The sequence below is a fragment of the Streptomyces sp. NPDC002018 genome (assembly GCF_042890865.1).
Lineage (GTDB): Bacteria > Actinomycetota > Actinomycetes > Streptomycetales > Streptomycetaceae > Streptomyces.
The window spans coordinates 25,079-48,217 of the sequence record NZ_JBIASO010000004.1 but is presented as its reverse complement, the minus strand read 5'-3'; the positions used below and the strand labels follow the sequence as shown (position 1 = coordinate 48,217).

21 protein-coding genes, 1 tRNA gene and 1 CRISPR repeat array (1 of these 23 running past the window's edge) are annotated in these 23,139 nt (G+C 68.9%); of the genes, 17 read left to right on the top strand and 5 right to left on the bottom strand.

From position 1 onward, the window contains the following. Positions 1-173 precede the first annotated feature (173 nt). Positions 174-247: transfer RNA gene (locus ACFYYH_RS07895), tRNA-Gly, on the top strand. 374 nt (positions 248-621) lie between these two features. Here the strand turns inward: ACFYYH_RS07895 and ACFYYH_RS07890 are convergent. The 3 genes from ACFYYH_RS07890 to ACFYYH_RS07880 all read right to left on the bottom strand — a co-directional run bounded on the left by ACFYYH_RS07890 (position 622) and on the right by ACFYYH_RS07880 (position 2,789). Beyond that, complete coding sequence (locus ACFYYH_RS07890; RefSeq protein ID WP_388547401.1) at positions 622-1,860, bottom strand: tyrosine-type recombinase/integrase; 1,239 nt, start codon at positions 1,858-1,860, stop codon at positions 622-624. After that, positions 1,860-2,084 (bottom strand): helix-turn-helix domain-containing protein, encoded by a 225-nt coding sequence (locus ACFYYH_RS07885; protein ID WP_388547398.1) that lies wholly within the window; start codon positions 2,082-2,084, stop codon positions 1,860-1,862. The genes ACFYYH_RS07890 and ACFYYH_RS07885 overlap by 1 nt, the downstream gene beginning before the upstream one ends. A 183-nt stretch (positions 2,085-2,267) precedes the next feature. After that, entirely contained in the window at positions 2,268-2,789 is a 522-nt protein-coding gene (locus ACFYYH_RS07880) for a helix-turn-helix domain-containing protein (RefSeq protein WP_388547395.1), read from the bottom strand. Between the two features lie 287 nt (positions 2,790-3,076). Here ACFYYH_RS07880 and ACFYYH_RS07875 point away from each other — a divergent pair, with 287 nt between their 5' ends. From ACFYYH_RS07875 to ACFYYH_RS07860, 4 genes are all read left to right on the top strand, one after another. Further along, on the top strand, positions 3,077-4,321 hold the full coding sequence (locus tag ACFYYH_RS07875) for a DUF3631 domain-containing protein (RefSeq protein ID WP_388547393.1): 1,245 nt from the start codon (positions 3,077-3,079) through the stop codon (positions 4,319-4,321). 209 nt (positions 4,322-4,530) lie between these two features. Further along, a complete protein-coding gene (locus ACFYYH_RS07870; protein ID WP_388547391.1) occupies positions 4,531-5,331 on the top strand; it encodes a DUF2637 domain-containing protein in 801 nt (266 codons plus the stop codon). A 254-nt stretch (positions 5,332-5,585) separates the two neighbouring features. Further along, positions 5,586-6,101, top strand: a complete 516-nt coding sequence (mobC, locus tag ACFYYH_RS07865; RefSeq protein ID WP_388547389.1) for a plasmid mobilization relaxosome protein MobC — start codon at positions 5,586-5,588, stop codon at positions 6,099-6,101. Next, complete coding sequence (locus tag ACFYYH_RS07860; protein ID WP_388547387.1) at positions 6,102-7,838, top strand: relaxase/mobilization nuclease domain-containing protein; 1,737 nt, start codon at positions 6,102-6,104, stop codon at positions 7,836-7,838. Positions 7,839-7,895: 57 nt separating this feature from the next. Here the strand turns inward: ACFYYH_RS07860 and ACFYYH_RS07855 are convergent, their stop codons facing one another. Next, entirely contained in the window at positions 7,896-8,372 is a 477-nt protein-coding gene (locus tag ACFYYH_RS07855) for an SAM-dependent methyltransferase (RefSeq protein ID WP_388547385.1), read from the bottom strand. Between the two features lie 646 nt (positions 8,373-9,018). On the opposite strand from ACFYYH_RS07855, the gene ACFYYH_RS07850 reads away from it, so the two are divergent. Together ACFYYH_RS07850 and cutA are read left to right on the top strand one after the other, a co-directional pair. Further along, positions 9,019-9,156 carry a hypothetical protein gene (locus tag ACFYYH_RS07850; RefSeq protein WP_388547383.1) on the top strand — a complete coding sequence of 46 codons (138 nt, stop codon included), beginning with the start codon at positions 9,019-9,021 and terminating at the stop codon, positions 9,154-9,156. A gap of 100 nt (positions 9,157-9,256) precedes the next feature. Next, positions 9,257-9,586, top strand: coding sequence for a divalent-cation tolerance protein CutA (cutA, locus tag ACFYYH_RS07845; protein WP_388547381.1), 330 nt, complete (start codon positions 9,257-9,259; stop codon positions 9,584-9,586). Positions 9,587-9,656: 70 nt separating this feature from the next. Here the strand turns inward: cutA and ACFYYH_RS07840 are convergent, their stop codons facing one another. Next, on the bottom strand, positions 9,657-10,883 hold the full coding sequence (locus ACFYYH_RS07840) for a helix-turn-helix transcriptional regulator (RefSeq protein WP_388547378.1): 1,227 nt from the start codon (positions 10,881-10,883) through the stop codon (positions 9,657-9,659). 381 nt (positions 10,884-11,264) lie between these two features. Here ACFYYH_RS07840 and ACFYYH_RS07835 point away from each other — a divergent pair, with 381 nt between their 5' ends. From ACFYYH_RS07835 to ACFYYH_RS07790, 10 genes are all read left to right on the top strand, one after another. Continuing rightward, positions 11,265-11,699 (top strand): ATP-binding protein, encoded by a 435-nt coding sequence (locus tag ACFYYH_RS07835; protein ID WP_388547376.1) that lies wholly within the window; start codon positions 11,265-11,267, stop codon positions 11,697-11,699. Continuing rightward, the gene (locus ACFYYH_RS07830; protein ID WP_388547373.1) at positions 11,699-12,184 is read left to right on the top strand and encodes a hypothetical protein; all 486 of its coding nucleotides are present in this window, start codon (positions 11,699-11,701) and stop codon (positions 12,182-12,184) included. The genes ACFYYH_RS07835 and ACFYYH_RS07830 overlap by 1 nt, the downstream gene beginning before the upstream one ends. A 153-nt stretch (positions 12,185-12,337) precedes the next feature. Then, entirely contained in the window at positions 12,338-12,727 is a 390-nt protein-coding gene (locus tag ACFYYH_RS07825) for a DUF6302 family protein (RefSeq protein WP_388547372.1), read from the top strand. Positions 12,728-12,803: 76 nt separating this feature from the next. Continuing rightward, a complete protein-coding gene (locus ACFYYH_RS07820) occupies positions 12,804-13,709 on the top strand; it encodes a helix-turn-helix transcriptional regulator (RefSeq protein WP_388547370.1) in 906 nt (301 codons plus the stop codon). 241 nt (positions 13,710-13,950) lie between these two features. Then, a complete protein-coding gene (fxlM, locus tag ACFYYH_RS07815) occupies positions 13,951-15,168 on the top strand; it encodes a methyltransferase, FxLD system (RefSeq protein WP_388547368.1) in 1,218 nt (405 codons plus the stop codon). A 59-nt stretch (positions 15,169-15,227) separates the two neighbouring features. Further along, positions 15,228-15,416 (top strand): FxLD family lanthipeptide, encoded by a 189-nt coding sequence (fxlA, locus tag ACFYYH_RS07810; protein WP_388547365.1) that lies wholly within the window; start codon positions 15,228-15,230, stop codon positions 15,414-15,416. Positions 15,417-15,641: 225 nt separating this feature from the next. Continuing rightward, positions 15,642-18,707 carry a lantibiotic dehydratase gene (locus tag ACFYYH_RS07805; RefSeq protein WP_388547363.1) on the top strand — a complete coding sequence of 1,022 codons (3,066 nt, stop codon included), beginning with the start codon at positions 15,642-15,644 and terminating at the stop codon, positions 18,705-18,707. After that, entirely contained in the window at positions 18,704-19,921 is a 1,218-nt protein-coding gene (locus ACFYYH_RS07800) for a lanthionine synthetase C family protein (protein WP_388547360.1), read from the top strand. Before ACFYYH_RS07805 ends, ACFYYH_RS07800 begins: the two co-directional genes overlap by 4 nt. A gap of 14 nt (positions 19,922-19,935) precedes the next feature. Next, positions 19,936-20,904, top strand: a complete 969-nt coding sequence (locus ACFYYH_RS07795; RefSeq protein WP_388547358.1) for a thiopeptide-type bacteriocin biosynthesis protein — start codon at positions 19,936-19,938, stop codon at positions 20,902-20,904. Continuing rightward, positions 20,901-21,917 (top strand): hypothetical protein, encoded by a 1,017-nt coding sequence (locus ACFYYH_RS07790; RefSeq protein ID WP_388547355.1) that lies wholly within the window; start codon positions 20,901-20,903, stop codon positions 21,915-21,917. Before ACFYYH_RS07795 ends, ACFYYH_RS07790 begins: the two co-directional genes overlap by 4 nt. 282 nt (positions 21,918-22,199) lie before the next feature. Further along, a CRISPR array of direct repeats spans positions 22,200-23,139; the repeat unit is 29 nt; unit sequence GTTGCGAGCCCTCCAGGGCTGATGACGAC (it continues 2 nt past the right edge of the window).

Genomic DNA, 23,139 nt, shown 5'->3' with positions numbered 1-23,139 from the left:
GATGAACGGGAGGCCCCCCACCCCGGCACTCCGCCCCCGACCCTACGCCCCAACCCCCGCCCGCCACCCCCACTTCCACCCCCCGACAACGCAAAAACCCCGCGGCGCGATACGCCCGGGGTCCACGATGAGGTAGAGTGTCCGACGATGCGAAGCCGATCACCGGCCGCCTCGCGGGTGTAGTTTAATGGTAGAACATGAGCTTCCCAAGCTCAGAGCGCGAGTTCGATTCTCGTCACCCGCTCCACACAAAAGCCCCAGGCCAGCGGCCCGGGGCTTCGTTGTTGTCTAGACCTCTCATGGCCTCTCGCACCACTTGCGCACCACTTGGGAGGCGGAAACGTCCACTCAGGCGGTGAGCCCCGGGCCCTCCGTTCGCATGTTCGGCGTGCGTCCCGAATGGCGAGATCGATTTCATGTGACTCGCGTCACGTGCCCCTCGTTTGGGCGACCCGCTCGAATCGGTGGCCCGGTCAAGGCAACCCCCTTGCATTAGTGGGGAGTTGAGCGGTCACAAGTAGATCTTCAGCCGCTCACCGATGCCGTTTCTCAGGCTGAAGAGACCGCGTCAAGGGGCCGACGCGTGCCGCGTCGGCCCCCTGGGTGCGGGTGTCGGAGGGGTCAGGCGCGGCGCACCACTGGCGCACCACTTGAGTCGGTGTCCGAGGCGGACCGCCCGTCGCCGTGGCTGCTGACGGCGTCCTTCCGCGCCGCCCGTACGCGGGCGTCGAGGCCCTGAGCGACTTCCTTCTGCCGGTCCATGGGCGAGTGCTGATAGATCAGCGCCGCCTTCTCCGACGACTGGCCGGCGCGCACCATGACGTCCTTGAGCGTGCCGCCGGACTGGGCGACGAGGGTGTTGCCGGTGTGCCGCAGGTCGTAGAAGCGGAAGTTGGGCGGCAGCCCGACCTTGTCCCGGGCCTTGCGCCACTTCCGACCGAAGGTGGAACGGCGGAAGGAGGCGGCCCGCTCGCCGACGAACAGCAGTCCGTCGGGCTCCTTGGCTGCGAACCAGTCGAGATGCCGACGCACATCGACGTACAAGAAGCCCGGCAACACGACCGTGCGCTTCCCCGCCTCGGACTTGGTGTCGCCGGTCACCCGGCGGCCGGTGGTCAGCTCAGGCGCGGCCCGGCTGATGCGCAGCAGGACGGGCTCGTGCTGCTCGGCCTCGCGCCGCTCGCGCGGGCCGGGCTCGTTGGGCAGGACGACGTCAGGCCGCCGCAATTCGGCCTGCTCCTCCGGCCGCAGGCTGGCGTAGGCGGCGAAGTAGACCATCAGCCGCCAGCGTGGACCCATCGCGTCGGCGAGCGCGTCCACCTGCTCCACGGTGGCCACCGGGCGCTCGTCGGCGGACTCCTTGCCCGCCCCCTTGATCCGGCAGGGGTTACGCCGGATCAGCTCATCGTCGGCCGCCGTCTGCAGAATCGCCTTCACGAGCCTGTACGCCTTCGCGACCGTCGTGTCTGCCTTGATGGTCTCCAGACGTTCGGCTCGCCAGGCACGGACCCGGGGCGGAGTGATCTCGTCAAGGTCCCATTGCCGGAAGGCCGGCAGGATGTGCAGCCGCAGCAAGCGGCGGTACAGCTCTTCCGTGGTGGCCGCGAGCTTGCGCTCGTCGACCCAGCACAGAGCGTACTCCTCGAAGTTGACGGCCCCGGCATCCGGGTCGGTCCAGTCACCGCGCGTGAGATCCGCCTCGATCTGGGACAGCCAGATGTCCGCGTCCGTCTTGGTCGCGAAGGTCTCCGGCGCGCGCCGCCGCAGGCCGGTGGGGTCGACGTAGCTGGCCGTCCAACGCCCCGACGCGTACTGCCGCACCGCTCCGAAGCGGCGCTTCGCCGCCTTCTTCTTCGCCATCAGGCCGCCCTCCCGTAGTGGGCACGGGTCCGACGGACAGCGGGCTGGACGGTGTTGGTCTCGATGAACGCGTCAAGCACGCTCCGGGAGACGCGGACATGGCGTCCGACCTTGACGAAGGCGATGCGGCGCTCCGCGACGAGACGGCGGACGAAGCGGACGCCGGTGCCGAGGCGTTCGGCTGCCTCGTCCACGGTGAGGAGGCGGTCGGCGGTGTGGGTCACCTCCTTCGCTGTACGCGGGGGCTGCGTGGAGGCATGGGGTATCGCCGGCCGGGGCAAGGCGGGGTCCTTCCTTCGCAGGCGTGTGGCACGGCAATGCCGGCCTGCGGGGTTGATCGCGTGGGATGGCGGTTGTGTGTACGGGCGTCCGCTCCTGGGGTTTGCGGGCCAGAGGCGGAGGTTGGGCTACGCGTCGCCGCTGGGGCCGCTCTCGCCAGCCGGATGGTCACCCGGCCCTGGTCCGTACGCTTCCAGCAGGTGGCTGTCGGCGGCTTGGGCGATGGCGTTGGAGACCATCACGTCGGCCTCTTCGCGGATGTCGGGGTGTTCGGCGAGGTAGGCGTCGAGGGCGACCCGGGCCTTCGTGAAGGCCGCGCTGGCGCGCTGCGTCTGACGGAAGGCGTCGACGACGGCGTCGATGAGCTCCATGGCACGGGCCTTGGCAGCGAGGTTCGGCGGGCCGACCAGGTTGCGCAGGTCAATGCCGAACACCTCGGCGAAGCCGATCGCCTCGTCCACGTTGATGCGGCGCTTGCGGTTCTCGATGCGCCAGACCGCGGACGGATTCATGTCGAAGCCGGCCTCGTTCAGGCGGTCGGACAGCGAGTTGGTACTCCAGCCACGCGCTTCCCGCTCCAGCTTGATCCGCACCGCGACGTTCTCCTCGCCGCTGATCAGCACGCCCTGCTGGGGTTCTTCGTCCCCCATGACCACCTCCTTCCGTTTGTAGCGGGTCTCTGCCGTTCGCAGGCACAGGTAAAACGATAGCACGCGTCCTGCGGTACGCATAACGCTTCTGCGATCGGCAATCCGTGTGGCATACTGGATAGCCCCACCAGAGAGCACCAAGGAGCCCCGCCCACAAGACGCGAAAAGCCCCCCGGCAGAGCCGGGGGGCCAAGCGCAAACCTCTCAACCGCCATCCCTAGCGATCAACCCGCGAGGCCGGGATTGCCGTCCCATATGGCCCGCAAGCAGAGGAGCTGATTCCAAGTATGCCCGGCCCCCAGCCGAACACGCCATCCTTCCCCGCCACGCCCGCCGCATGGCCCACCGTCGCCATACCCGGCCAGCCCGCGCCCTCCACGCCAGCGTCCCCGGAGCCGCCCGCCGACGAGCCCGATCCCGCCCCGGTCTCCGAAGGCGAGCACGTGCTGGCGGACCTCCGGGAGGAGATCAAGCGGTTCGTCGTGATGCCGAGCGAGGAGGCGCTCACGGCGGTCACGCTCTGGGTGGCGGCCACCCATCTCCAGACCGCGTGGCAGCACGCGCCCCGCCTGGCCGTGGTCGGTCCGGCGAAACGCTGCGGCAAATCACGGCTCCTGGACGTGGTGACCGAGACCGTGCACGCCCCGCTGATCACCGTCAACGCCAGCCCGGCAGCGATCTTCCGGTCAATCACGGCAAAGAACCCGCCCACCCTGCTCGTGGACGAGGCCGACACCCTGTTCGGCACCCTCAAAGCAGCCGAACGCAACGAAGACCTGCGCGGACTGCTCAACGCCGGACACCAGCGCAACCGCCCCACCCTCCGTGTCACCGGCCCAGAACACACACCGGTCGCCTTCCCCACCTTCGCGATGGCCGCCCTCGCTGGCATCGGCGACCTGCCCGACACGATCATGGACCGGTCCGTGGTCATCCGCATGCGCCGCAGGGCTCCAGGCGAGACCGTCGCCGCTTTCCGCACCGGCCGGGACACCCCCGCCCTCCACGCGCTGCGCGACCGCCTGAGCGCATGGCTGCACCCGCTGCATGCCACCGCGATGAGCATGGAGCCCGTCATGCCGGTCGAGGACCGCGCCGCGGACACCTGGGAGCCACTGGTCATCGTCGCCGACCTGGCAGGCGGACAGTGGCCGGCCCTCGCCCGTACGACCTGCTCGGCCATGACCGCCCACGAGGCCGGACAGGACGAGGACGCCGGACTCCGCACCCGCATCCTTGTCGACATCCGCCGGGTCTTCACCGCCGAAGGCAACCCGGCAACCCTGCGCACAGGCCGCCTCATCCAGCAGCTCAACGCCGACCCCGAAGCGCCCTGGGCCGAGTACAGCGTGCAGGGCCTCACGCCGCGCGGCCTGCAACTGCTGCTGAAGGACTACGGCATCAGCTCGGCCAACCACCGTTTCCCCGGTGGCACCCAGGCCAAGGGCTTCGCCCGCAACCAGTTCCTCGACGCCTGGGCCCGCTACTGCCCCGCACAGGAACCGGCGCCCGCCGCCGCGGTCGGCCCGTAACCCGTAGCCACTCGTCGCACTCGTCCCCGCGCAGGTCAGCACGGGGACGAGTGCGGCACCCGCAACGAGTCAACCCGACATCACCACTTCACCCGTACCTGCCCTGAACAGGCACGCGACGAGTGGTACGAGTCACCACCCCTCGGCAGCCAACCGCCGCCCCCGCCCAGGCCGGTGGCCGCCACACACCCTTCCCGGAGTACTTCCGCATGCCCCCCGCCATACCCACCGCCCCGGTGCCCACCCCCGGAAGCGCCGCGATCCGCGCCGGCATCACCCTCCTCGGCACCATCGGCTTCGCCCTCTCCTACGACGCCCTGCGCCAGATGGCCGTCGCCATCCACATCCGCGGGCTCCTGACCTACACCTTCCCCCTCGTCATCGACGGCTTCATCGCCATCGGCGTCGGCGCCCTGCTCATCCTGCGCACCGCCCCGCTGCCATCCCGCCTGTACGTGTGGGCGCTCGTCGGCATCGCCACCGCCACCAGCATCTGGGCCAACGCCCTGCACGCCATCCGCCTCAACCAGCAGACCCACAGCACCGGACTCCATCTCGACGACCTCACCGTCGGCGCCCTCTCCGCCATCGCACCGCTCGCCCTCGCCGGATCCGTCCACCTCTACCTCGTCATACGCCGCCACCCCACACGGCCCCAGCCACCTCGACCGGCGCAATCCGCCACACCACAACGCCACCCGGGCCCCGAGGCCGCAACGGCTTCTCCGGGCCAGCCCGAAACCGCACGGCCGAACACCCATGTGGCGAATTACGCGCCCGAAGTGGCGGAACGCCCGGCGGACGGCGCAAAGCCAAAAGGCCGCCAGCCCAGCGCCACCATGGATGAACTCATCACCATCGGCCGCAACGCGCCCCGAGGCCCCGACGGCAACATCTCACGCAGCGCCGTCGAGAAAGCGATCCGCGCCCAGGGCCACTCCATCGGCAAGGACCGCCTGGTCGAAGCCACCCGCGTGCTCCAGGAAGAACTCGACCACGCCCACGCCTGAAATCCCACGCGCACCCAAGCCATCCGCAGCCCCGTCGCCCGTCCCTGCCGATCAACCAAGCCAGGGACGGGTCTCGGCCCCCGCAACCGATCCGTTCCAACCCCACGAACCCGCCCTGGAGCAGAGAAATGCACGACCAGCACCACCAACTGACCACCGCGCCAAAGCAGATGATCACGGCCCCAGACACAGGCGGAGCAAGGAATGGCGCTGGACCGTCCACCGGCCGGTCCAGCACTGTCTCCGCCCCGGGGGTGGCGGAGGAACTCGGGCACCAGGGGGCGCCCGAGGAGGAGAAGCCCCGCGACACCACCGCCCCATCGCTGCCACGCGCCGCCGACGAAGCCGCGCTCCACCGCGTCGCCCGCCGCCGCAAGCGCGACACAAGCCAGCGCAAAGAGCGCGTCGACGTCCGCTACAGCGTCGACGAAAAGACCGAGATCCTCGCCAAGGCGCGGTCGCTGAACATCGCAGGCGCCCACTACGTCGGCGCCGTCGTCATGGCCCACGTCCACGGCGACCTCACCCTGCCCGGCCAGCGCACCCCACTCGACGACTACATCGACGAACTCGCCGCTCTGCGCACCCAGGTCGCCAAGCTCGGCACCAACGTCAACCAGATCGCCCACCGCCTCAACGCGAACGGTTCCGCACACCCTGTGGACACAGCAGTCCTCGCCGAGGCCAGGCACGCCCTTACGCAGGTCCACGCCACACTGGCCGATCTCGACGAGAACGCGGATCGAGCGGTGTCCGCGAAGGCGGCGTAGGTGATCGCGAACATCGTCAAGCCCGGCCGCAGCACACGCGGCGTCATCAACTACCTCTACGGTCCCGGCCGGGCCAACAAACACACCGATCCCCACCTGGTCGCCTCCTGGGACGGCTTCGCCCCCGATCCAGGACGCTCGGCCGACGAAAACGCCGCCCGCGCCCAGCTCGCCAAGGCCATGGACCTGCGCGTCAAGCAGGCAGGTGACCGCGCACCGGACGGCCATGTCTGGCACTGCTCGGTACGGGCCGCCCCCACCGATCGCGTCCTCACCGATACCGAGTGGGCCGCCATCGCCCGCCGAGTCGTCTCAGCAGCAGGCATAGCCCCCGAAGGCGACCCGGACGGATGCCGCTGGATCGCCGTACGCCACGCAGACGACCACATCCACATCGTCGCCACCAAGGTCCGAGGAGACCTCACGCCAGCACGGAACTGGAACGACTACCGCCACGTCAACAAAGAACTCATCGCCATCGAAACCGAACTCGGCCTGTTCCAAGTCGAGCGGGGCGACCACACCGCCGCCAAACGCCCCACCCGTGCTGAGAAAGAGAAAGCCACCCGCAGGGGACACCAGCTCACCGCCCGCGAGCGCCTGCGCGGACACGTGCGCGCCGCCCTGGCCGGAGCCGCAAGCGAGGACGAGTTCTTCGCTCGACTCACAGAAGAGGGTGTACGCGTCAAAATGCGCATCGCACCGTCGGGCGACGCCATCGGCTACTCCGTCGCCATCGTCGGCGACCGCAACGCCGACCGCGATCCCATCTGGTTCTCCGGCGCCAAACTCGCCCCCGACCTCTCCCTTCCCCGCATCCGCCAACGCCTCACCGCAAGCAACCTCCCACACGACGAGGGAACCGGCACCGCACCGACACCCCAGCGCGGACCCTCGTACGCCCGTCGCAACGCCGTCACCACGGCAACCCAGGCCCTTGACCTACTGAACAGCGATGACGAGGGCGCAGCCGCCGCCCAATTGGTCGGCGCAGGCGAACTCCTCGACGCCCTCGCCCAGACCTCGGCCGCCCAGACCCTGAACGAGCTGCAAGAAGCAGCCCGTGCCTTCGAACGCGCCACCCGCTCCCACATCCACGCCCAGCGCACCCACTACCGCGCTCTACGCAAAGCCGCCCGCGACATCATCCGCGCCGGCCCCTCCCTCGGCCGAGGCGAGGACGGCGCCGCCAGCGCAATGATCATCGACACCCTCATCTTCCTCGCCATCGCCGCCGCCCACTGGCACGCCGCCCACAGCCACACCCAGCAAGCCGCCGCCTCACACCAAGCCGCCCAGCATCTGCGCACCGCCTACCGCGCCGCCGCACAGACCCCCATGGCCGAGATGCGCGCCTACGGCCAGAGCCTGCCGCCCCACACCACGGCCCACTACGCCGACACCCTCCGCGCCGTTCTGCCCGAACACGCCGACCGCATCCAGGGCGAGCCGAACTGGCCCGCCCTCGCCGCCACCCTCGCCGAAGCCCAGCGCGCCGGACACGACACCACCGCCCTTCTCCACAGGGCTGTGGAAACAAGGGAATTGGCTACTGCCGACTCACTCAGCGATGTCCTCATCTGGCGCCTTCGCCACCACGCCGAACTCCCCGCCGCCGCGACACCACCACGACCTGCGAAACGCGGCGTGCCCCAACTCCAGAGCGCTGCGGCCATCCAGCCGCCCAACTATTCACCGCCGTCCCCGCCCAGCGCCCGAAGCGGCCGGGGACGTTGATACGGAAACCGCATACGCGAACAGGCGCCGACGTGCCTCGGGAGGGAGAAGGTGTCGTCAGTCCCGCGCGTCGTCCCAGTAGTCCGCGAGCATCTCGCCCGGCCAGCCGGGTTCGCGTACCTCGCCACGCGGGCCCATCTCCCTGAAGTAGGGAGCAAGGTCGTAGACCGGGCTTCCGTCGATCGCGTCTAGGTCGGTGACGTGCAGGTCCAGGCCGTCGACCTTCAGCAGCCGGGGGAAGGACTGGGCGAGCTGGTTCGGCCGGCGGTGGTTGCGGTGGACGAACGTCCCGGTGGACGGCCACTCAGGATTGTTGCGGGGACTGCGGGCGTGGAGAGCGACGTCGTCGGGCGACGCCTTGTGGAAGTGCCAGACGACCAGCAGGTGGGAAAACTCCTCCAGGCCCTGGACGACCTCGACGGGGTAGTCCGGGTTCAAGCGGATGATGGCCGTCCCGGTCCAGTGGTCGTCGATGGGCTCGGCGCGTCCGCCGACCACGGTGGCGATGGGCTTGATCTCCAGCGACTTCGTCATGCGATCCGCACTCCCCTTCGAGCCTCCGTGGCGACGGCGTCAATCTACTCGGGCAAAATATGCGGCAGCCCGCGCATCCAGCTCGGCGACCGCCGGGATGCCACGGCGCCGGTACGGAGAGACAAGATGGCGCATATCCACGACCGCCTGCCGTGCACGACCGGAGTAAATGCCCTCCTCCATCGCGTCCAGGACACCACCCCAAGTGGCACACGCTTTCGTCCACGCTCCCGCTCGCGATCTGCGTGGCACCGAGGTATCCGAGCGTCACCGCGTGCGTACGGCGAAACGCGGCACCACGTGTCCGAACGCCGCGACGGAACTTTGATGTGCTGGCCATGTTGCTGGAGGAACCGTTCATGGCACACCGCTACCTCCACCGGAAGTGGTCGCAGGCGCGGCAGGTACACATGAGGTATGAGGCCGCGGGCGGAGAGCGCGACAGCGAGGGGGACTTGGTCGGCTACGACCACTGGCGTGTATCCATAGAGAACGCGAGTGACACACCGCTGAGCAACGTTCTGGTGCGCTTCGGCGGCGCCTACGTGGCAAGCGAGGTTTACGACGAGTCAGAGCGGGACCTTCCCAGCCAGGGGCGCCAAATCGCGCCCGCTCACCGCATAGGGCCCGTCGGACGTTCGTCTTCATGTCGCAGCGTTGGCCGGCGCATGTGGTCGACAACAACCGGCCGCACGTCTTCTTCTCGGACGACGCGAGCGTCCGGTGGCATCCCGACCGTAACGGCGTCCTGGCGGAGCATCCGGAGGGTGAGCCCGAGCAGTGATCTTGGAGTCGCGGCGAAGGAGCGCCTCCAGCTCGATTCCTTCAGATGTAGGTAAGTCCGCTGGGTAGAGTCGTGTTACGCCGAGAGGAGAGGTAGTTGCATGGCCACTAGCGAGATTGTGATTGCGCAAACGACCATTGACGACGAGGGCCGGGCGAAGGCGCTGGCACGGGGGGCTGTTGAGAAGCAGTTGGCGGCGTGCGCTCACATCGATGCGCCGTTCACAGCCGTCTACAGGTGGAAGGGTGCCATCGAGACCGCGCAGGAGTGGCGAATCTCGTACAAGACCACGACCGACCGACTCCCGGACCTCGCGGCGTGGGTAGCGGAACAGCACACTTACGAAGTTCCGGAGTGGATCACTCTTCCCGTGACCGGAGGGTCCGAGGCGTACCTGTCTTGGGTTGTCGAGGAGACGACTGCGGCGTAACTCCCCGCCCCCGCGCGCATCGGCGTTCGCGTCCCGAGTACTCGTCCGCTGCCGGTGGCGGAGTGAGGACTCAGGACGCGAATTGCTCTAGGTGGTAGGAGAGTTCCCGTTCCCTACGGGGAAGCCGGGCCGCGACTGCCCGGGCTCGCTCTTTACCCATGGTGTTGGGCTTGGCCCGTGCCGCAGCCGCAAACGCATGTGAGACGTAGACCCCCCGGTCAACGTCACCTCCGCGAAGCAGCGCCGAGGCCAGATCACCCAGAACGACAACGCCGGAATCCGGTAGAGCCTCCCCTAGACGTGCTACCGCGCTGTCCGCGGTGGTGGTCAATTCCTTGCGCCGCAAGTGCCCATACACCGAGAGCGCCAGCGAGTCCATCCGGTACGGGGTCACGAACCGGACCCACGCTTGTTCATTGACGTGATCCGCGAAGTCATAGGCAAAGCGGGCACGCTCCAACGCACGCATCGCGCCCGTCTCATCTCCGGTCTGAGCCGCCTCCTCGGCCTGCCTGCCGTGGACCCAGGCAGCAGCGGTTGCGTTGCCATGGCCTCGAACGTCCTGAGCCGCCTGGGACAGCAGTTCCAATGCCTTCTTCGGCGTGGCGGCGCCATAGCTGGCGTAGGTCAAGGCCAGCCCCCTCAATGGCGGGTGCCCGGCGGCCTCTGCACACTCTGATGTGACCTTGTAGTAGGCACCAGCCTTTTGGTGCTCCCCCAGATCCCAGGCCACCCATCCGGCAAGGGCAGCGGTCTCACCGGCGGCGATCGTGAGAGCCCGCTCGTACTCGCCGGCATGAGTCAGAGCGGCAGTGATCGCGTCCAGGTGTGATTCGACCACGCTTTGCAGTCGGCGACCGCTAAGGTCCAGCTCGCTTAGGTGCAGTTCGGCGGCTCGATCAACGAGCGCCGCCGCAGAGGCCGAGTCGATCGTGGATCCCTTGCCGAGCGCGAAGGCAAGTCGCCCCCACGGTTCGGCAGCGGCAGCCGCTCCAACAGCGGCGCCCCCAAGTAGCGTGCGGCGCTTCACGTCGTCCTGGTCCTCCTTCCTCCGCCTGGCACGAGCTGCCTTGGCTTCCTTCTGTAGCTCCTCGAATGGGACACCGCAGGCCACGGCGATATGCGCAAGCGTGTGGTTTGTCGGGATGTTCTCAGAATGCTCGTAACGGTTGATCTCTCGGCGGGTCACGGTGTGTCGGCCGGACACAGCGTTGATCGCGGCTGCCTGCTGTTCCTGGGTTCGTCCCGCTTCCTTGCGGAGTCGGAGGAGCAGTTCGGCGAACGGATCTGCTGTCATGAGTGTGCCCTTGTCAGTGGACGGAATCCAATCATGTCCTTAATTCCGCACTGCAGTTTCCCCCTTGACAGATATTTTCCCCCTCACGATTCCCCTGTTGGGCAACATCGTCACGCGGTCCGATGGGCACATGACCACGCTCCGAAAGGCGGCCCCTCACAGCCGGGGCAGCACAGACAGCATCGCGGCCGATGCCTGCGCGCCAGGCGAGAGGTCAACCCCCAAGGACAGCGGGCCCAAGCCATTGCGCACAGACATGTCGGTGGGGGCGCACGCACACGAGGCAGTGCCTCTCCCTGACACGTTGCAGGACTGGGAGACGAGGCGTGCCGCGCGACACACCCACGCCGCACGCCGCAGTGCCCACCTGGGAGGCTCCCAATGACCCCCACCACACCCGTCGCAACGGTCGCAGCAGAACTGCTGTCCCAGACCTCCGACGGCTTCGCGGTGGCGTTCCCCCCGGACAAGACCCGCGTTGCCCGCATGCGCCGTATCACCGGGGCCCACCTGCGGCTGTGGAAGGTCCCCGATCCCGAGGCCGAGAACATCGTGCTCGCCGTCTCCGAGCTGGTCACCAACGCCATCCGGCACGGCCGGGGAGACGTCGAGCTGCGAGTGCTGCGCACCCTCGACGAGCTGCGCATCGAGGTCACCGATGGCAACCCGACCCGGGCGGCACTGCGCTGCGCGGACGCCGTGGACGAGACGGGCCGCGGCCTGTTCCTCGTCGCCGTCTTCGCGCAGGACTGGGGCGTCAGCGACGACGGCATGACGACGTGGTGCACATTCCGCGTCCCCGAAAGGAAGCCGTGATGGTCACCCTCGCGGACATCACCCCCGTGGTCTGCGGGCCCGTCTCCACCCAAGAGACGACAATGCGCAGGCTCGTTGACGCCCTGACCCGCTCGCTCGCAGACGACGGGATCAGCGACGACCTCTACGACATCCTGAACGAGGTCCTCTGCGAGCAGGCCGGCCCCGCCCCAGCGGCCCCCGGCCGCACGGTAAACAGCCTCTTACCCCGTCTCCGTCTTCCCCTGCCGCACCGGACGCGGCAGCACTCCGCCCATGTGCTGAGTGATGAGGAAGCCGCGCGGATCAGCGACAGGTTCCGCAGGGCAACGACCCAGCTCATGCAGGTCGCACCGCACCGTGTCGCGACGTATCCCGCCGAGGAACTGCGTCTCCTGCTTGCTCTGCACGACGAGCGTCCGGAACCGGGCCAGGCCGTACCTCACCTCCGTCGGTTCGCTCTCGCCATCCTCGCTCTCCTCGACCTGATGGGAGACGACAAGTGATGCGCTCCCCCGGCGGCAACCCCACCCAGACATCCTGTCGCGCCGAGCGGCCCACAACCTCGGGCGGACGCGGTGATGCGTCCCACGTCGGCCCGGTTGACCACATGGCCACTCGTCCGGCCCCACCGGAACTGACCTCAGACAGGGGGATTCATGAAGCACACACTGGAGACTGACCGCGCGTCGATGCGTGAAAGGCTTGCCGACCCCACGCTCCTGGACTCGGCGTTCGCCGTGCCCGTAGGTGAGACGGACGGCAAGACGCGGTACCGGCTCGCCGTGCCGGTTGGCGGCTCCCGCCGGGCGGGATCTCTCACCGTCGCGAACGATGCCGAGGCGGAGGCGACGCTGTCGGCGCTGGCCGGCAGGCAGGGATTCCCCTCCGTACGTTTGCGCGGGACCGGAAGCGCTCACAGCGCGCGCCGAACGGTCATCTGGGGAGACGACTTTCCCCGCGGTGACGCCGTGACCCGTTGGAAACACCTCGGCTATTCCGACGAGGCGATCGTCCGATACGAACAGCAAGCCCTGAAGGGCCTGTAAGGACAGCAGATGTCTCGTCCACCGCAGGACTGATTGCAGCGGACAAGACGCCTCTACTGACTCTCCTAGGATTCCCATGCACCCAAAGCCGCTGGACACGTCACCGTCAGTCCATGCCTTACTCGGCGCAGAACTCAAATACCACCGCGAAAAGGAAGGAATGTCACAGGGAGAGGTCGGGCATCAGCTTTTTGTGACCGGCGCGTTCATCGGAATGCTGGAGGCGGGCACGCGCAGGATCCGGCCCGAAATCGCGCCCAGGCTTGACGACCTCTTCGACACCGGAGGGTTTTTCTTCCGAAACTGTGACGCGCTGAAGAAATTACGACAACCCGACCAAAGCATTGAAGCAGCCAAGGCCGAACAGAACGCAAAACGTATCCACGAGTATGCCCCACAGGTCATCCCGGGAATATTGCGAACAAAGGCGTACGCGCAAGCGGTCCTCCATTCCGGCCTCCCAACAGCAGCCGAGGACGCGATCAAAGACCTGCTTACTCCAGTGCTCGAACGCGCAAAGATGCTCCAAGACGCAACAGGGCCCGCAGTGTGGACCGTACTTGACGAGGCTGCCCTACGGCGGATGATCGGCGGCCCTGCAGTGATGGCCGAAGCACTGCGCCACATCGCCACGCTGATGCGCCGGCGCAGAATCATCGCACAGGTACTGCCATTTGCGGCCGGCGGACACCCGGCAATTGAAGGCGCACTGAAACTGATGACCTTCTCGGATGCACCGACACTTGCCTATCTGAAATGCTTCGCGTCTGGCCAGTTGTTTGACGATCCAGAAACAGTGGCGCAATACGAATTTGCATACAGCCTAATTGCGGCGAGTTCACTGTCGCCGCCTGACTCCTTGGACCTGATCGAGTCCATGGCCGAGCATTACGACCTGAAAAGCGGGCGCACGTACAATCTGGGCCCCGTCCTCTTGCGTAAATTCGAGCATCTCGAACAACAGCCTCGAATTTCCCCCTAAGGAGACGCTAGCTCCTGGAATCCCACTTCTCGACTTTGCCCGACCGCCCGAACGAAAGGAGGAGGAAGAACACCCGTGGCCAGCCACGGAACTGTGTTTCAGCCGAACTCCGGAGGCCCTTCCGGCGGCGCGTACCCGTCCCCCAGAGACTGCGACCTGGTTAGCGTCGCAGCCGACCGCCAGGCCAGGACGCCTATCAGCCCGCGCAGTTGTCCGAGACACCACGTAAGGAACCCCCTCTGTGACCGATGCGACCGTGAATCCCGACGAGGCCACCAAGCTCCGCAACAAGACCGTCGACCAACTCAAGGAGGACGGCACGATCGTGTCGCCCGGCGTCGAGGCCGCCATGCGAAAGGTGCCCCGGCACCTGGCCGTACCGGAGGCGTCGCTCGACGACGCGTACAGCACCTACAACGCCGTGATCACCCAGGAGGACGAGCACGGCCATCACACCAGCTCGGTTTCCGCTCCGCAGGTCCAGGCGATGCAGCTGGAACAAGCCGACATCCGCCCTGGCGACAACGTCGTGGAGTTCGGCACGAACGGGCCCAACGCCGCGTACATCGCTGAGCTGGTGGGTGACACGGGTCAGGTCACCACGGTCGACATCGACGCCGACGCCGACGCCCGCGCCACGCGCTTCCTCGCCGAGACCGGCTACTCCCGCGTCCGCGTCCTGACGGCTGACGCTTCAGACGGCGTTCCCGAGTACGCGCCGTACGACGCCATCGTGGTGACCGTCGGGGCCTGGGATGTCCCGCCCGCCTGGCGCGAGCAGCTGACCGAAGGCGGCCGGCTCGTCGTCCCGCTGCGTATCCGGAGCCTGACGCGCACGTACGGCTTTGTCCGCGAGGGCGACCGTCTGGTCAGCTCCAGCGCTCACGTGTGCGGCTTTGTCCCCATGCAGGGCGAGGGCGCCCACGACGAGCAGCGGCTGCCCTTGGGCGACGGGGTCAGTCTTCGGTTCGATGACGGGCCTACCGTGGACCCCTCCTCGCTGGAGGGTGTGCTGCGCACCCCGCGCGCTGAGACGTGGACCGGTGTGACCGTGGGCCGCACCGAACTCATCGGCACGCTCCAGATGTACCTGGCGACCATGGCGCCCGGGTTCTGCATCATGTCCGTCGACCAAGACTCGGACACCGCCGTGGTCGAGCCCAGCAACAAGGGCTTTTCCATGGCCGCGGTCCGTGGCCCGAACTTCGCCTACGTACTGGTGCGCCGGACCCCGGACGACAAGAACGTCGAGTACGGCGTCCACGCCTTCGGCCCTGATGGCGCCTCGTTCGCCGGCGAAATCGCCGATCTCATTCGCGCCTGGGGCAAGGAGCACCGCGGGGGACCCGGCCCGCGCGTCGCCATCTACCCGGCCGGTACCCCTGATGACCAGATTCCCGGCGATCAGGTCATCGACAAGAAGCACAGCCGGATCTCGGTCTCCTGGTCGGCCGCGTAGTACGCGGTGCCGGGCCAGGACTTCATGCACCACCCCATCGAGAAAGGGAGAGTGATCGCATGACCACTGCCATGCTGGCCGAGCCGCCGGTTGCGGATCTGCTCGACGACGACTTCCAGCTGGACGTGCGCGTCGTCATCGCCGAGCACCCGGACCGCAAGCTCATGTGCTCCACGAGCGACGGCTGCGGCAACACCTGCGCCAACGGCGCCAGCTCCTGCAACTCCTTCATCGAGGACCCTTCCTGACGGGTCCTTCCATCGTCGGGGGGGGGGGGGGGCGGGGGGGGGGGGCCCCCCGGGCCCCCCCGGGGGGGCCGGGGGGGCCGGGGGGGGCCCGGCCCCCCCCGCGCCCCCAAGCCCCACCCCGGCGGGCCCCGCCCGGCGCCCCCCCCCCGGGGGGCGCCCCCCCCCCCCGCCCCCCCCCCCCCCGACGACACCCGTATGCGCGTCCCATAGGAGGAGGAGAAACCTGTGGCACACGGATCACCCATCGGCTACGAGTGGCAGCACGGCGCACTGCTACGTGCCTCCACCGCTGCCGGTGCGATACCCCTGCCCGACCTGGACATGTACGGCGACGACGCGGCCACGCAGGGCCGGGCATGGCTGGCCACGGTGTGGCGCGACCAGGTGCCCGAAGCGCTGGCCGCTGCCAGCCCCATCCTGTTCCAGCAGGTCGCCGCGATCCTGGACGGCAAACACACCGACTCCCGGCGTGTACGCCGAGCCGTCCTGTCGCTGGCCTCGTACCTGTTGCGCTGGAGCCACCGGGCCACACCATTCGGTGTGTTCGCCGGGGTCGCCCCCGCGCAGGCCGGCCGGGCCACGCGTGTGGTGTGGAGCGACAAACAGCGGACCGTGCTCCGCGCAGACGCCGACTGGCTCACCGACGTCATCACCCGCCTCGAACAGTCCCCCGGACTGCTTGCCCGGCTGGACGTCGTCGCCAACAACGCGGGCCAGCGGCGCGGCAACCGGCACGTCGTGCCCGGTCTGCCGTCCGACGCGCACACCAAGCTGCTGGCCCCGGTCGAGTTGTCCATCCGCCGTACCCGGCCCGTGGCCGCTGCCCTCACCGCAGCCGCAACGCCCGTCCCGTACAGCGCCCTGCTGCGCGGCCTGGCCGAGCTGTTCCCGGCCGCCCGCCCGGAGCAGCTCTCCAGCCTCCTCGCCGGCCTTCTGTCCAAGCACATCCTGATCAGCAGCCTTTGGCCGCCGATGACGTGCACCGACACGCTCAACTACGTGTGCGATCAGCTGGTGAAGGCAGACGCGGCCAGCATTCGCGACATCGCAGACCTGGCGTCCCGGCTCGCGTCGATCCGGGACGGCGTGAACCGCCCGGACACCGTGGCCCCGTGGGCACCCGGCGCCCGGCTGACTCAGAGCATGCAGGACGTGAGTGCCACCGCCCGCGTGCCGCTGCTGGTGGACACCGTCCTGGACGGCGACGTTCAGATCCCTGAGCATCTGGTGTGCGAAGCTGCCGAAGCCGCCACCGTCATGTACCGGCTGACGCCGCACCCGTACGGCTATCCGCAGTGGCGGGACTACCACCAGCGGTTCCGCGCGCGATACGGGGCCGGGGCGATGGTGCCCGTCCTGGACCTGGTGGCCGACAGCGGTCTCGGCTTCCCCGCCGACTACCTCGGTGCGGATCGCACTCGCGCCCCACGCCAACTGGTCGAACGGGACGAGACCATCCTCACCCTGCTCCAGCAGGCCATGCTCGACGACAGCCCCGAGATCGTCCTCACCAAGGCGATGGTCTCCGAACTCGCGGCCGGCGACACCGAACTCTTCCTCCCGGTTCCGCGGGCGGAGGTCGCGGTGGAGATCCACGCCGCGTCGCTGGACGCCGTCCAGCACTCCGACTACCGGCTGCTGATCACCGGGGCGCCTCGTCCGGGCAGCAGCATGCTCGGGCGCTTCGCCCATCTGCTTCCGCCCGAGGCGCAGTCCGCTCTTGCGTCCAGCTACGCGACCGCCAGCCCCGGAGCGATCCCCGCTCAGCTGTCGTTCCCTCCGCGCCGCCGCCGCAACGAGAACGTCACCCGCACCATGCGGCTGCTCCCGCACGTCATCCCGTTGGGGGAGCACCCCGCGCCCGGCCCAGGTGTCATCCCGCTGACCGACCTGGCAGTGACCGCGGACGCCCGGCAGTTCTACCTCGTGCAGATGTCCACCGGCCGCCGTATCGAGCCCCGTGTCCCGCACGCGCTGGAAGCCTCGGTGCACACACCGCCCCTCGCCCGGTTCCTGGCGGAGATCACCATCAGTCGCTGCGCCGTGTACAAGGCGTTCAACTTCGGCGCCGCCGCGCGCCTGCCGTACTTGCCGCGCGTGCGGTACAAGCGGACCGTACTCGCGCCCGCACGTTGGCTGCTGGCCGCCGAGGACCTGCCCGGCCGCACTGTCTCGATGCCCGACTGGGAGACCGCCCTGCACCGCTGGCGGGACAGGTTCCGTGTGCCCGACCGCGTGGCCCTGGTCGAGTACGACCAGCAGCTGCCCATCGACCTGTCTCAGCATTTGCATCGGGCGGTGCTGCGGGCCCGGCTCGACAGCACCCGCCGTATCGAGCTGCGCGAAACCCCCGGCCCGGAGGACCGCGCCTGGATCGGCCGCCCGCACGAACTGCTGATCCCCCTGAAGCTGGCGAACACCGCGGGCCTCCGCTCCGAGCCACCCGCGCTCACAGCACCGGCCGCAACCACCAGGGCTCTGATGCCGGGACGGGCGTCGATCCTGCACGCTCAACTCCAGGCTCACCCGCAGCGTTTCGGCGAGATCCTGACCGGACACCTGCCAAGCCTGCTCGCCGAGTTCACCGACCCGCCACGGTGGTGGTTCCGCCGTCACCGCGACACCACACGGCCCGACTCCGACCAGCATCTGGCGCTGTACCTACACCTGCCGACTCCGGACGACTACGGCGCGGTCTCCGCCATCCTCCACGACTGGGCCGACGCTCTGCACGACCAGCGCCTGGCCTCCCGCCTGGAGCTGGCCACCTACCGGCCGCAGACCGGCCGCTACGGTCACGGCCCCGCCCTCGATGCGGCCCACGCGGTATTTGCTGCCGACTCGGCCGCCTGCTTGGCGCAGATACGCCTCACGTCCGGCGACAGCCACACCGGCCACGCTCTCACCGCCGCGAGCATGTACGACCTGGCGACACGGTTCACCGGCGACGCGGACCAGGCGGCCGACTGGCTGACCCGCCACCTGCCCCGCGAGCACGGCCCACTCGACCGGGCCCTGCTGCGTCAGACCCTCGCCCTGGCCCACCCCGACGGGGCGGCACTGCGGTCCACCCCCGGCGGCCCGGACGTGGCCGCCGCCTGGCAGGACCGCGCCTCCGCCCTGCACATGTACCGCGATCAGCTGGCCCGGCAGCGCGACCCACACACCGTGCTGATGTCCCTTCTCCACCAGCACTACATCCGCGCGCTGCCCGTCGACCCCGACCACGAACGCCTCACTGGCCGGCTCGTCCGAGCCTGTGCCCTGCGCCACCGGGAGAGCCGACCGTGACCACCACAACCAGCCCGGCCGATTCCTTCGCCCGGCGCCTGACCACCCCCGCACCCCCGCCCGACGACCAGCCCTGGGCCGCGCAGTCCCTGGCCGTCGGCGCAGCCGGTACCGCCCTGCTCCACATCGAACGAGCCCGCACCGGGAACGGCACCTGGCAGCAGGCACACACCTGGATCAAGAGCGCCGTCGCCACCGACGTCAGCGCCGCAGACACCAGCGGCCTCTACCTGGGCGCGCCCGCCGTCGCGTTCATGCTCAGCTGTGCCGTCACCGCCGACTCGGCCCGCTACCACGACACCGCGGCCACCATGGACCGGCACATCACCGATCTCACTCACCGCCGCGCCGATGCCGCCGACAGCCGTCTGCGCAGCGGACACCGGCCCACCTTCCACGAGTATGACGTCTTCTACGGAATGACCGGCATCGGCGCCTACCTCCTGCGCCGCGCCCCAACCGGAAACGCGATCGAACGTGTCCTCTCCTATCTCGTGGCGCTGACCCGGCCCATCCGAGACAGCGATCAGGGGGAGTTGCCCGGCTGGTGGGTCGGCCATGACCCGAACCTCGCCCAGTCCCGGCAGTTCCCCGGCGGGCACGCCAACCTGGGTGCGGCTCACGGCATCACAGGCCCGTTGCTGCTGCTCGCCCGTGCCCTGCGGCAGGGCCTGACCGTCGACGGCCACCATGGCGCCATCGACACCATTCTCGGCTGGCTCGACGCGTGGCGGCAGGACGGCCCCGGCGGACCCTGGTGGCCCGAACACCTTCACCTCGGCGACCTCCACGCGGGCACCCCCGGACAGACCGGCCCGGCCCGCCCCAGCTGGTGTTACGGAACCCCCAGCATCGCCCGCGCCGGACAACTCGCCTCCATCGCCCGCCACGACACCGCGCGACAGCACCTGTACGAGGACGCCATGGCCCGCTGCCTGACCGACCCCGGCCAACTGTCCACGATCGCCGACACGAGCCTGTGCCACGGCTGGGCCGGCGTTTACCAGACCGCCTGGCGCACCGCCCAAGATGCTGTCACCCCCGCCTTACGCGCTGCCCTGCCCGGCATCGCCGCCGCCCTGACCCGGCACGCCCACCCCGGCCCCGATCCCGGCCTCCTGGAAGGCGACGCGGGCACCGCCCTCGCCCTGACCACCGCAGCGCACGACGCTGCGCCGATCTCGGGATGGGACGCATGTCTGCTGATCGACTGAACCAACCCGCCCGCGTGGAAGCGACCTTGCACGCCGTGCTGGAGGTCCTGGCCGGTGCCGGCACGAACAACGCCGCAGCTCACGCCGGACTCGAACCCGCCGGCCTGGAGGCCGCCGTCGCTGTCTACCGGCAGGCCGGACAGCGCGCGCTCGCCCAGCAGGCGGGGCTCCCGGCGTGGCGTCAGCTGTACGTTCAGTTCGCCGACTGGGACAAGGCCGAGCAGACCGCCGCCGACCACATCGCCCCCGTCCTGGACCTAACCCAACAGGACAGGATGATCACGGGCTGGTGGTTCATACGGAAGCACCCGTGCTGGCGGATGCGACTACTCCCCACGCCCGGGGCTCAGCTCCCCTCGGCACTGGCCGACACGCTGGACGAACTCACCGCCGGCGGTCGAGTCCACCGCTGGTGGCCCGGCATCTACGAACCCGAAACCGCGGCCTTCGGCGGCGACACCAGCATGACCATCGCCCACACCCTGTTCCACGCCGACAGCCGCGCCGTCCTCACCACAGGCCATGGCGAGCTGGGCCGCCGGGAGCTGTCACTACTGCTGTGCGCCACCCTGATGCGCGCGGCCGGCCTGGAGTGGTACGAGCAAGGCGACGTCTGGCACCGCGTCGCCAAGGAACGGCCCCTGCCCCCAGACGTCCCGACGGCCAAAGTCCACGCCATGGCCGGGAGCCTGCGGCAACTGCTCCTCGCCGACACCAGCTCCACCGGCCCCATGCTCCAGTCGGACCGCACGCTCAAGCCCGCCGCCGACTGGGTCCACGCGTTCCGGCACGCGGGAAGAGACCTCGGCACAGCCGCCCGGGACGGAACCCTCGAACGCGGCCTGCGCGAGGTCATCTCCTACCACGTGATCTTCCACTGGAACCGGATCGGCCTGGACGCCCGCGCTCAGAGCGTTCTCGCTCACGCGGCACGTACCGCGATCCTGCACCCCGCCGACTCCACGGAAAGGCCGATGCCGTGACCGCGCCACACCCGCAGGCAAAACTCCACCGGTTCGTCAAGCGGTTCCCGCTGGTCAGCCGGTCCCACCTCGTCTACCCCAGCTTCGCCGCCCGGGTCGAAGAGGTACACACCTGTGCGGAGATGTCGGCACAGGACGGGCCCCTCCTCGACCGGATCAATCTCGCGTGCGCCACCTGGAACCTGTCCGCGCTGATCGCCTCCGATCGCGGCCTGACCGACCTGGCGACAGACCTGTGCCTGCGTCAGCTCCGCCTCTTCCGGCCGGCATGGCCCCTCACCGGAGACAGCGCCATCGCCTGCCTCCAGCCGATCGTCAACCTCATGCGCCTGACCGCCCGAGCGGGGGACCCGCGTGCTGCCTATCAGCAGCTGATGAGCGTGCACCGCGCCGTACACGACGGCGGCACAGTGACCGTCCACGGCCACCCCATCGACCTCACGGGATTCACCACCGACGCGACCCTCGACCACATACGCCCCTGGCTACACACCCTCCTGCTCGAAGACGGCACCCGGCTCCTTGTCGCCACCGGCCAATGGCCCCAAGCGGCAGAACACGCGACAGCCTATGGCCAGACCCCTGAGCGGCTGCACGACAGCAGGCAAGCACACGCCATGGCACGCCTGCACACGGCCGACCCGGACACAGCAAACTCCCTGATCGAGAAGGCCACGATCACCGAACCGTGGGAAGAAGCCGTCGCACAGATCCTCCGCCACTACGCCGACCATCTCGCGGGACGTGCCACGGCAGAAGCGTTCACCGCTGTGACGCGCGCCGTACGGGATGCCCTGGAGCCGACCCCGCCGCACCTGCGCATGTTCCGGGTGAGGCTGGTCCTGGCGGCGATCGACCTGGCGCCAGAAGGCTGCGAAGCCCAGAGCCACCCCTGCACAACGCGATCGTCAGCGACACCACGCAGGCAGGCGACGCCTATGCCGCGCGCGAGATCCTCCGCCATCCCGTCCTGGCGGCCGGCGAACAGTCACGCCGTGAGCTGGAAGCGATAGTCCGCGACGGCGGCCTCGGTCAGGGGACCCTGCCGGAGTCAGTGCTCTCCACGATGATGCAGGCCGTCAGCACAGCGGGAGGGAGCCTCGTTCACTGCCTCGCCGAGGAAGGGGCGGCGTCGCCGCATTCGAAGCGGCCAGGCACCATCTGAGGCAACCGGCCGCCACCGGTCATCTGACATACCTGTACCTGGCACCAGTACTGCCCAACAGTCTGTCCCGAGGCCCCGGATCTCGCCCTGGCGCCATACCGCACATCACCGAGCGGATGACAACCATCCGGTTGCGAGCCCTCCAGGGCTGAAGAGGACCCGCCAGCCCCGCCCTGCATCCCGCCCGGCAACGCGTTACGAGCCCTCCAGGGCTGATGACGACCGCCCGACCCGACCCCGACGCCGCCCGGCACTACGCGTTGCGAGCCCTCCAGGGGCTGATGACGACCGGTCCGTCTTTCACGACCGGTGGATCGCGCCCGGGTTGCGAACCCTCCAGGGCTGATGACGACTGGCAGACGACTCCGCCCCGCCCGATGACGCCTTCATGTTGCGAGCCCTCCAGGGCTGATGACGACCCGCCGCGCGGCCATCGGCGCTGTACTCCGCCACGCCGTTGCGAGCCCTCCAGGGCTGATGACGACTGCTCATGCGTAGCCGTCCTTCATGTCTCCGGTCTTGGTTGCGAGCCCTCCAGGGCTGATGACGACCGTGGGCGATCTGCCCGGACCACAGGCGGGCGCCGGTTGCGAGCCCTCCAGGGCTGATGACGACCGGGGCGTCAACAAGCCGCTGCGCATCCTGCATACACATTTGTTGCGAGCCCTCCAGGGCTGATGACGACCGGGCCATGGCCACCCTGCTCCACGCCGGGTTCCAGTTGCGAGCCCTCCAGGGCTGATGACGACAAGCCGAGGCTGGCGATGACGAGGACGGATCCGGGTTGCGAGCCCTCCAGGGCTGATGACGACGGGCAGCCGCTTCCCACCGAGCGCTCCGGGCGTCGTGTTGCGAGCCCTCCAGGGCTGATGACGACAGGCGGGCGCCATCCGCATCGAGGCCGACTTACCCAAGTTGCGAGCCCTCCAGGGCTGATGACGACCTCGCCAAGGCCGCACGGGGGGCGCCCCCGGACGTGTTGCGAGCCCTCCAGGGCTGATGACGACCGTCGGCGCGACCGAGGTCACTGTCGTCGGTTTCGGGTTGCGAGCCCTCCAGGGCTGATGACG

Excerpts from the sequence above, each read along its gene's own strand:
- ACFYYH_RS07890 (WP_388547401.1), bottom strand. The coding sequence starts at position 1,860 with ATGGCGAAGAAGAAGGCGGCGAAGCGCCGCTTCGGAGCGGTGCGGCAG.
- ACFYYH_RS07880 (WP_388547395.1), bottom strand. The coding sequence starts at position 2,789 with ATGGGGGACGAAGAACCCCAGCAGGGCGTGCTGATCAGCGGCGAGGAG.
- ACFYYH_RS07875 (WP_388547393.1), top strand. The coding sequence starts at position 3,077 with ATGCCCGGCCCCCAGCCGAACACGCCATCCTTCCCCGCCACGCCCGCC.
- ACFYYH_RS07870 (WP_388547391.1), top strand. The coding sequence starts at position 4,531 with ATGCCCCCCGCCATACCCACCGCCCCGGTGCCCACCCCCGGAAGCGCC.
- ACFYYH_RS07855 (WP_388547385.1), bottom strand. The coding sequence starts at position 8,372 with ATGACGAAGTCGCTGGAGATCAAGCCCATCGCCACCGTGGTCGGCGGA.
- ACFYYH_RS07850 (WP_388547383.1), top strand. The coding sequence starts at position 9,019 with ATGTCGCAGCGTTGGCCGGCGCATGTGGTCGACAACAACCGGCCGCAC.
- cutA (WP_388547381.1), top strand. The coding sequence starts at position 9,257 with ATGGCCACTAGCGAGATTGTGATTGCGCAAACGACCATTGACGACGAG.
- ACFYYH_RS07840 (WP_388547378.1), bottom strand. The coding sequence starts at position 10,883 with ATGACAGCAGATCCGTTCGCCGAACTGCTCCTCCGACTCCGCAAGGAA.
- ACFYYH_RS07835 (WP_388547376.1), top strand. The coding sequence starts at position 11,265 with ATGACCCCCACCACACCCGTCGCAACGGTCGCAGCAGAACTGCTGTCC.
- ACFYYH_RS07830 (WP_388547373.1), top strand. The coding sequence starts at position 11,699 with ATGGTCACCCTCGCGGACATCACCCCCGTGGTCTGCGGGCCCGTCTCC.
- ACFYYH_RS07825 (WP_388547372.1), top strand. The coding sequence starts at position 12,338 with ATGAAGCACACACTGGAGACTGACCGCGCGTCGATGCGTGAAAGGCTT.
- ACFYYH_RS07820 (WP_388547370.1), top strand. The coding sequence starts at position 12,804 with ATGCACCCAAAGCCGCTGGACACGTCACCGTCAGTCCATGCCTTACTC.
- fxlA (WP_388547365.1), top strand. The coding sequence starts at position 15,228 with ATGACCACTGCCATGCTGGCCGAGCCGCCGGTTGCGGATCTGCTCGAC.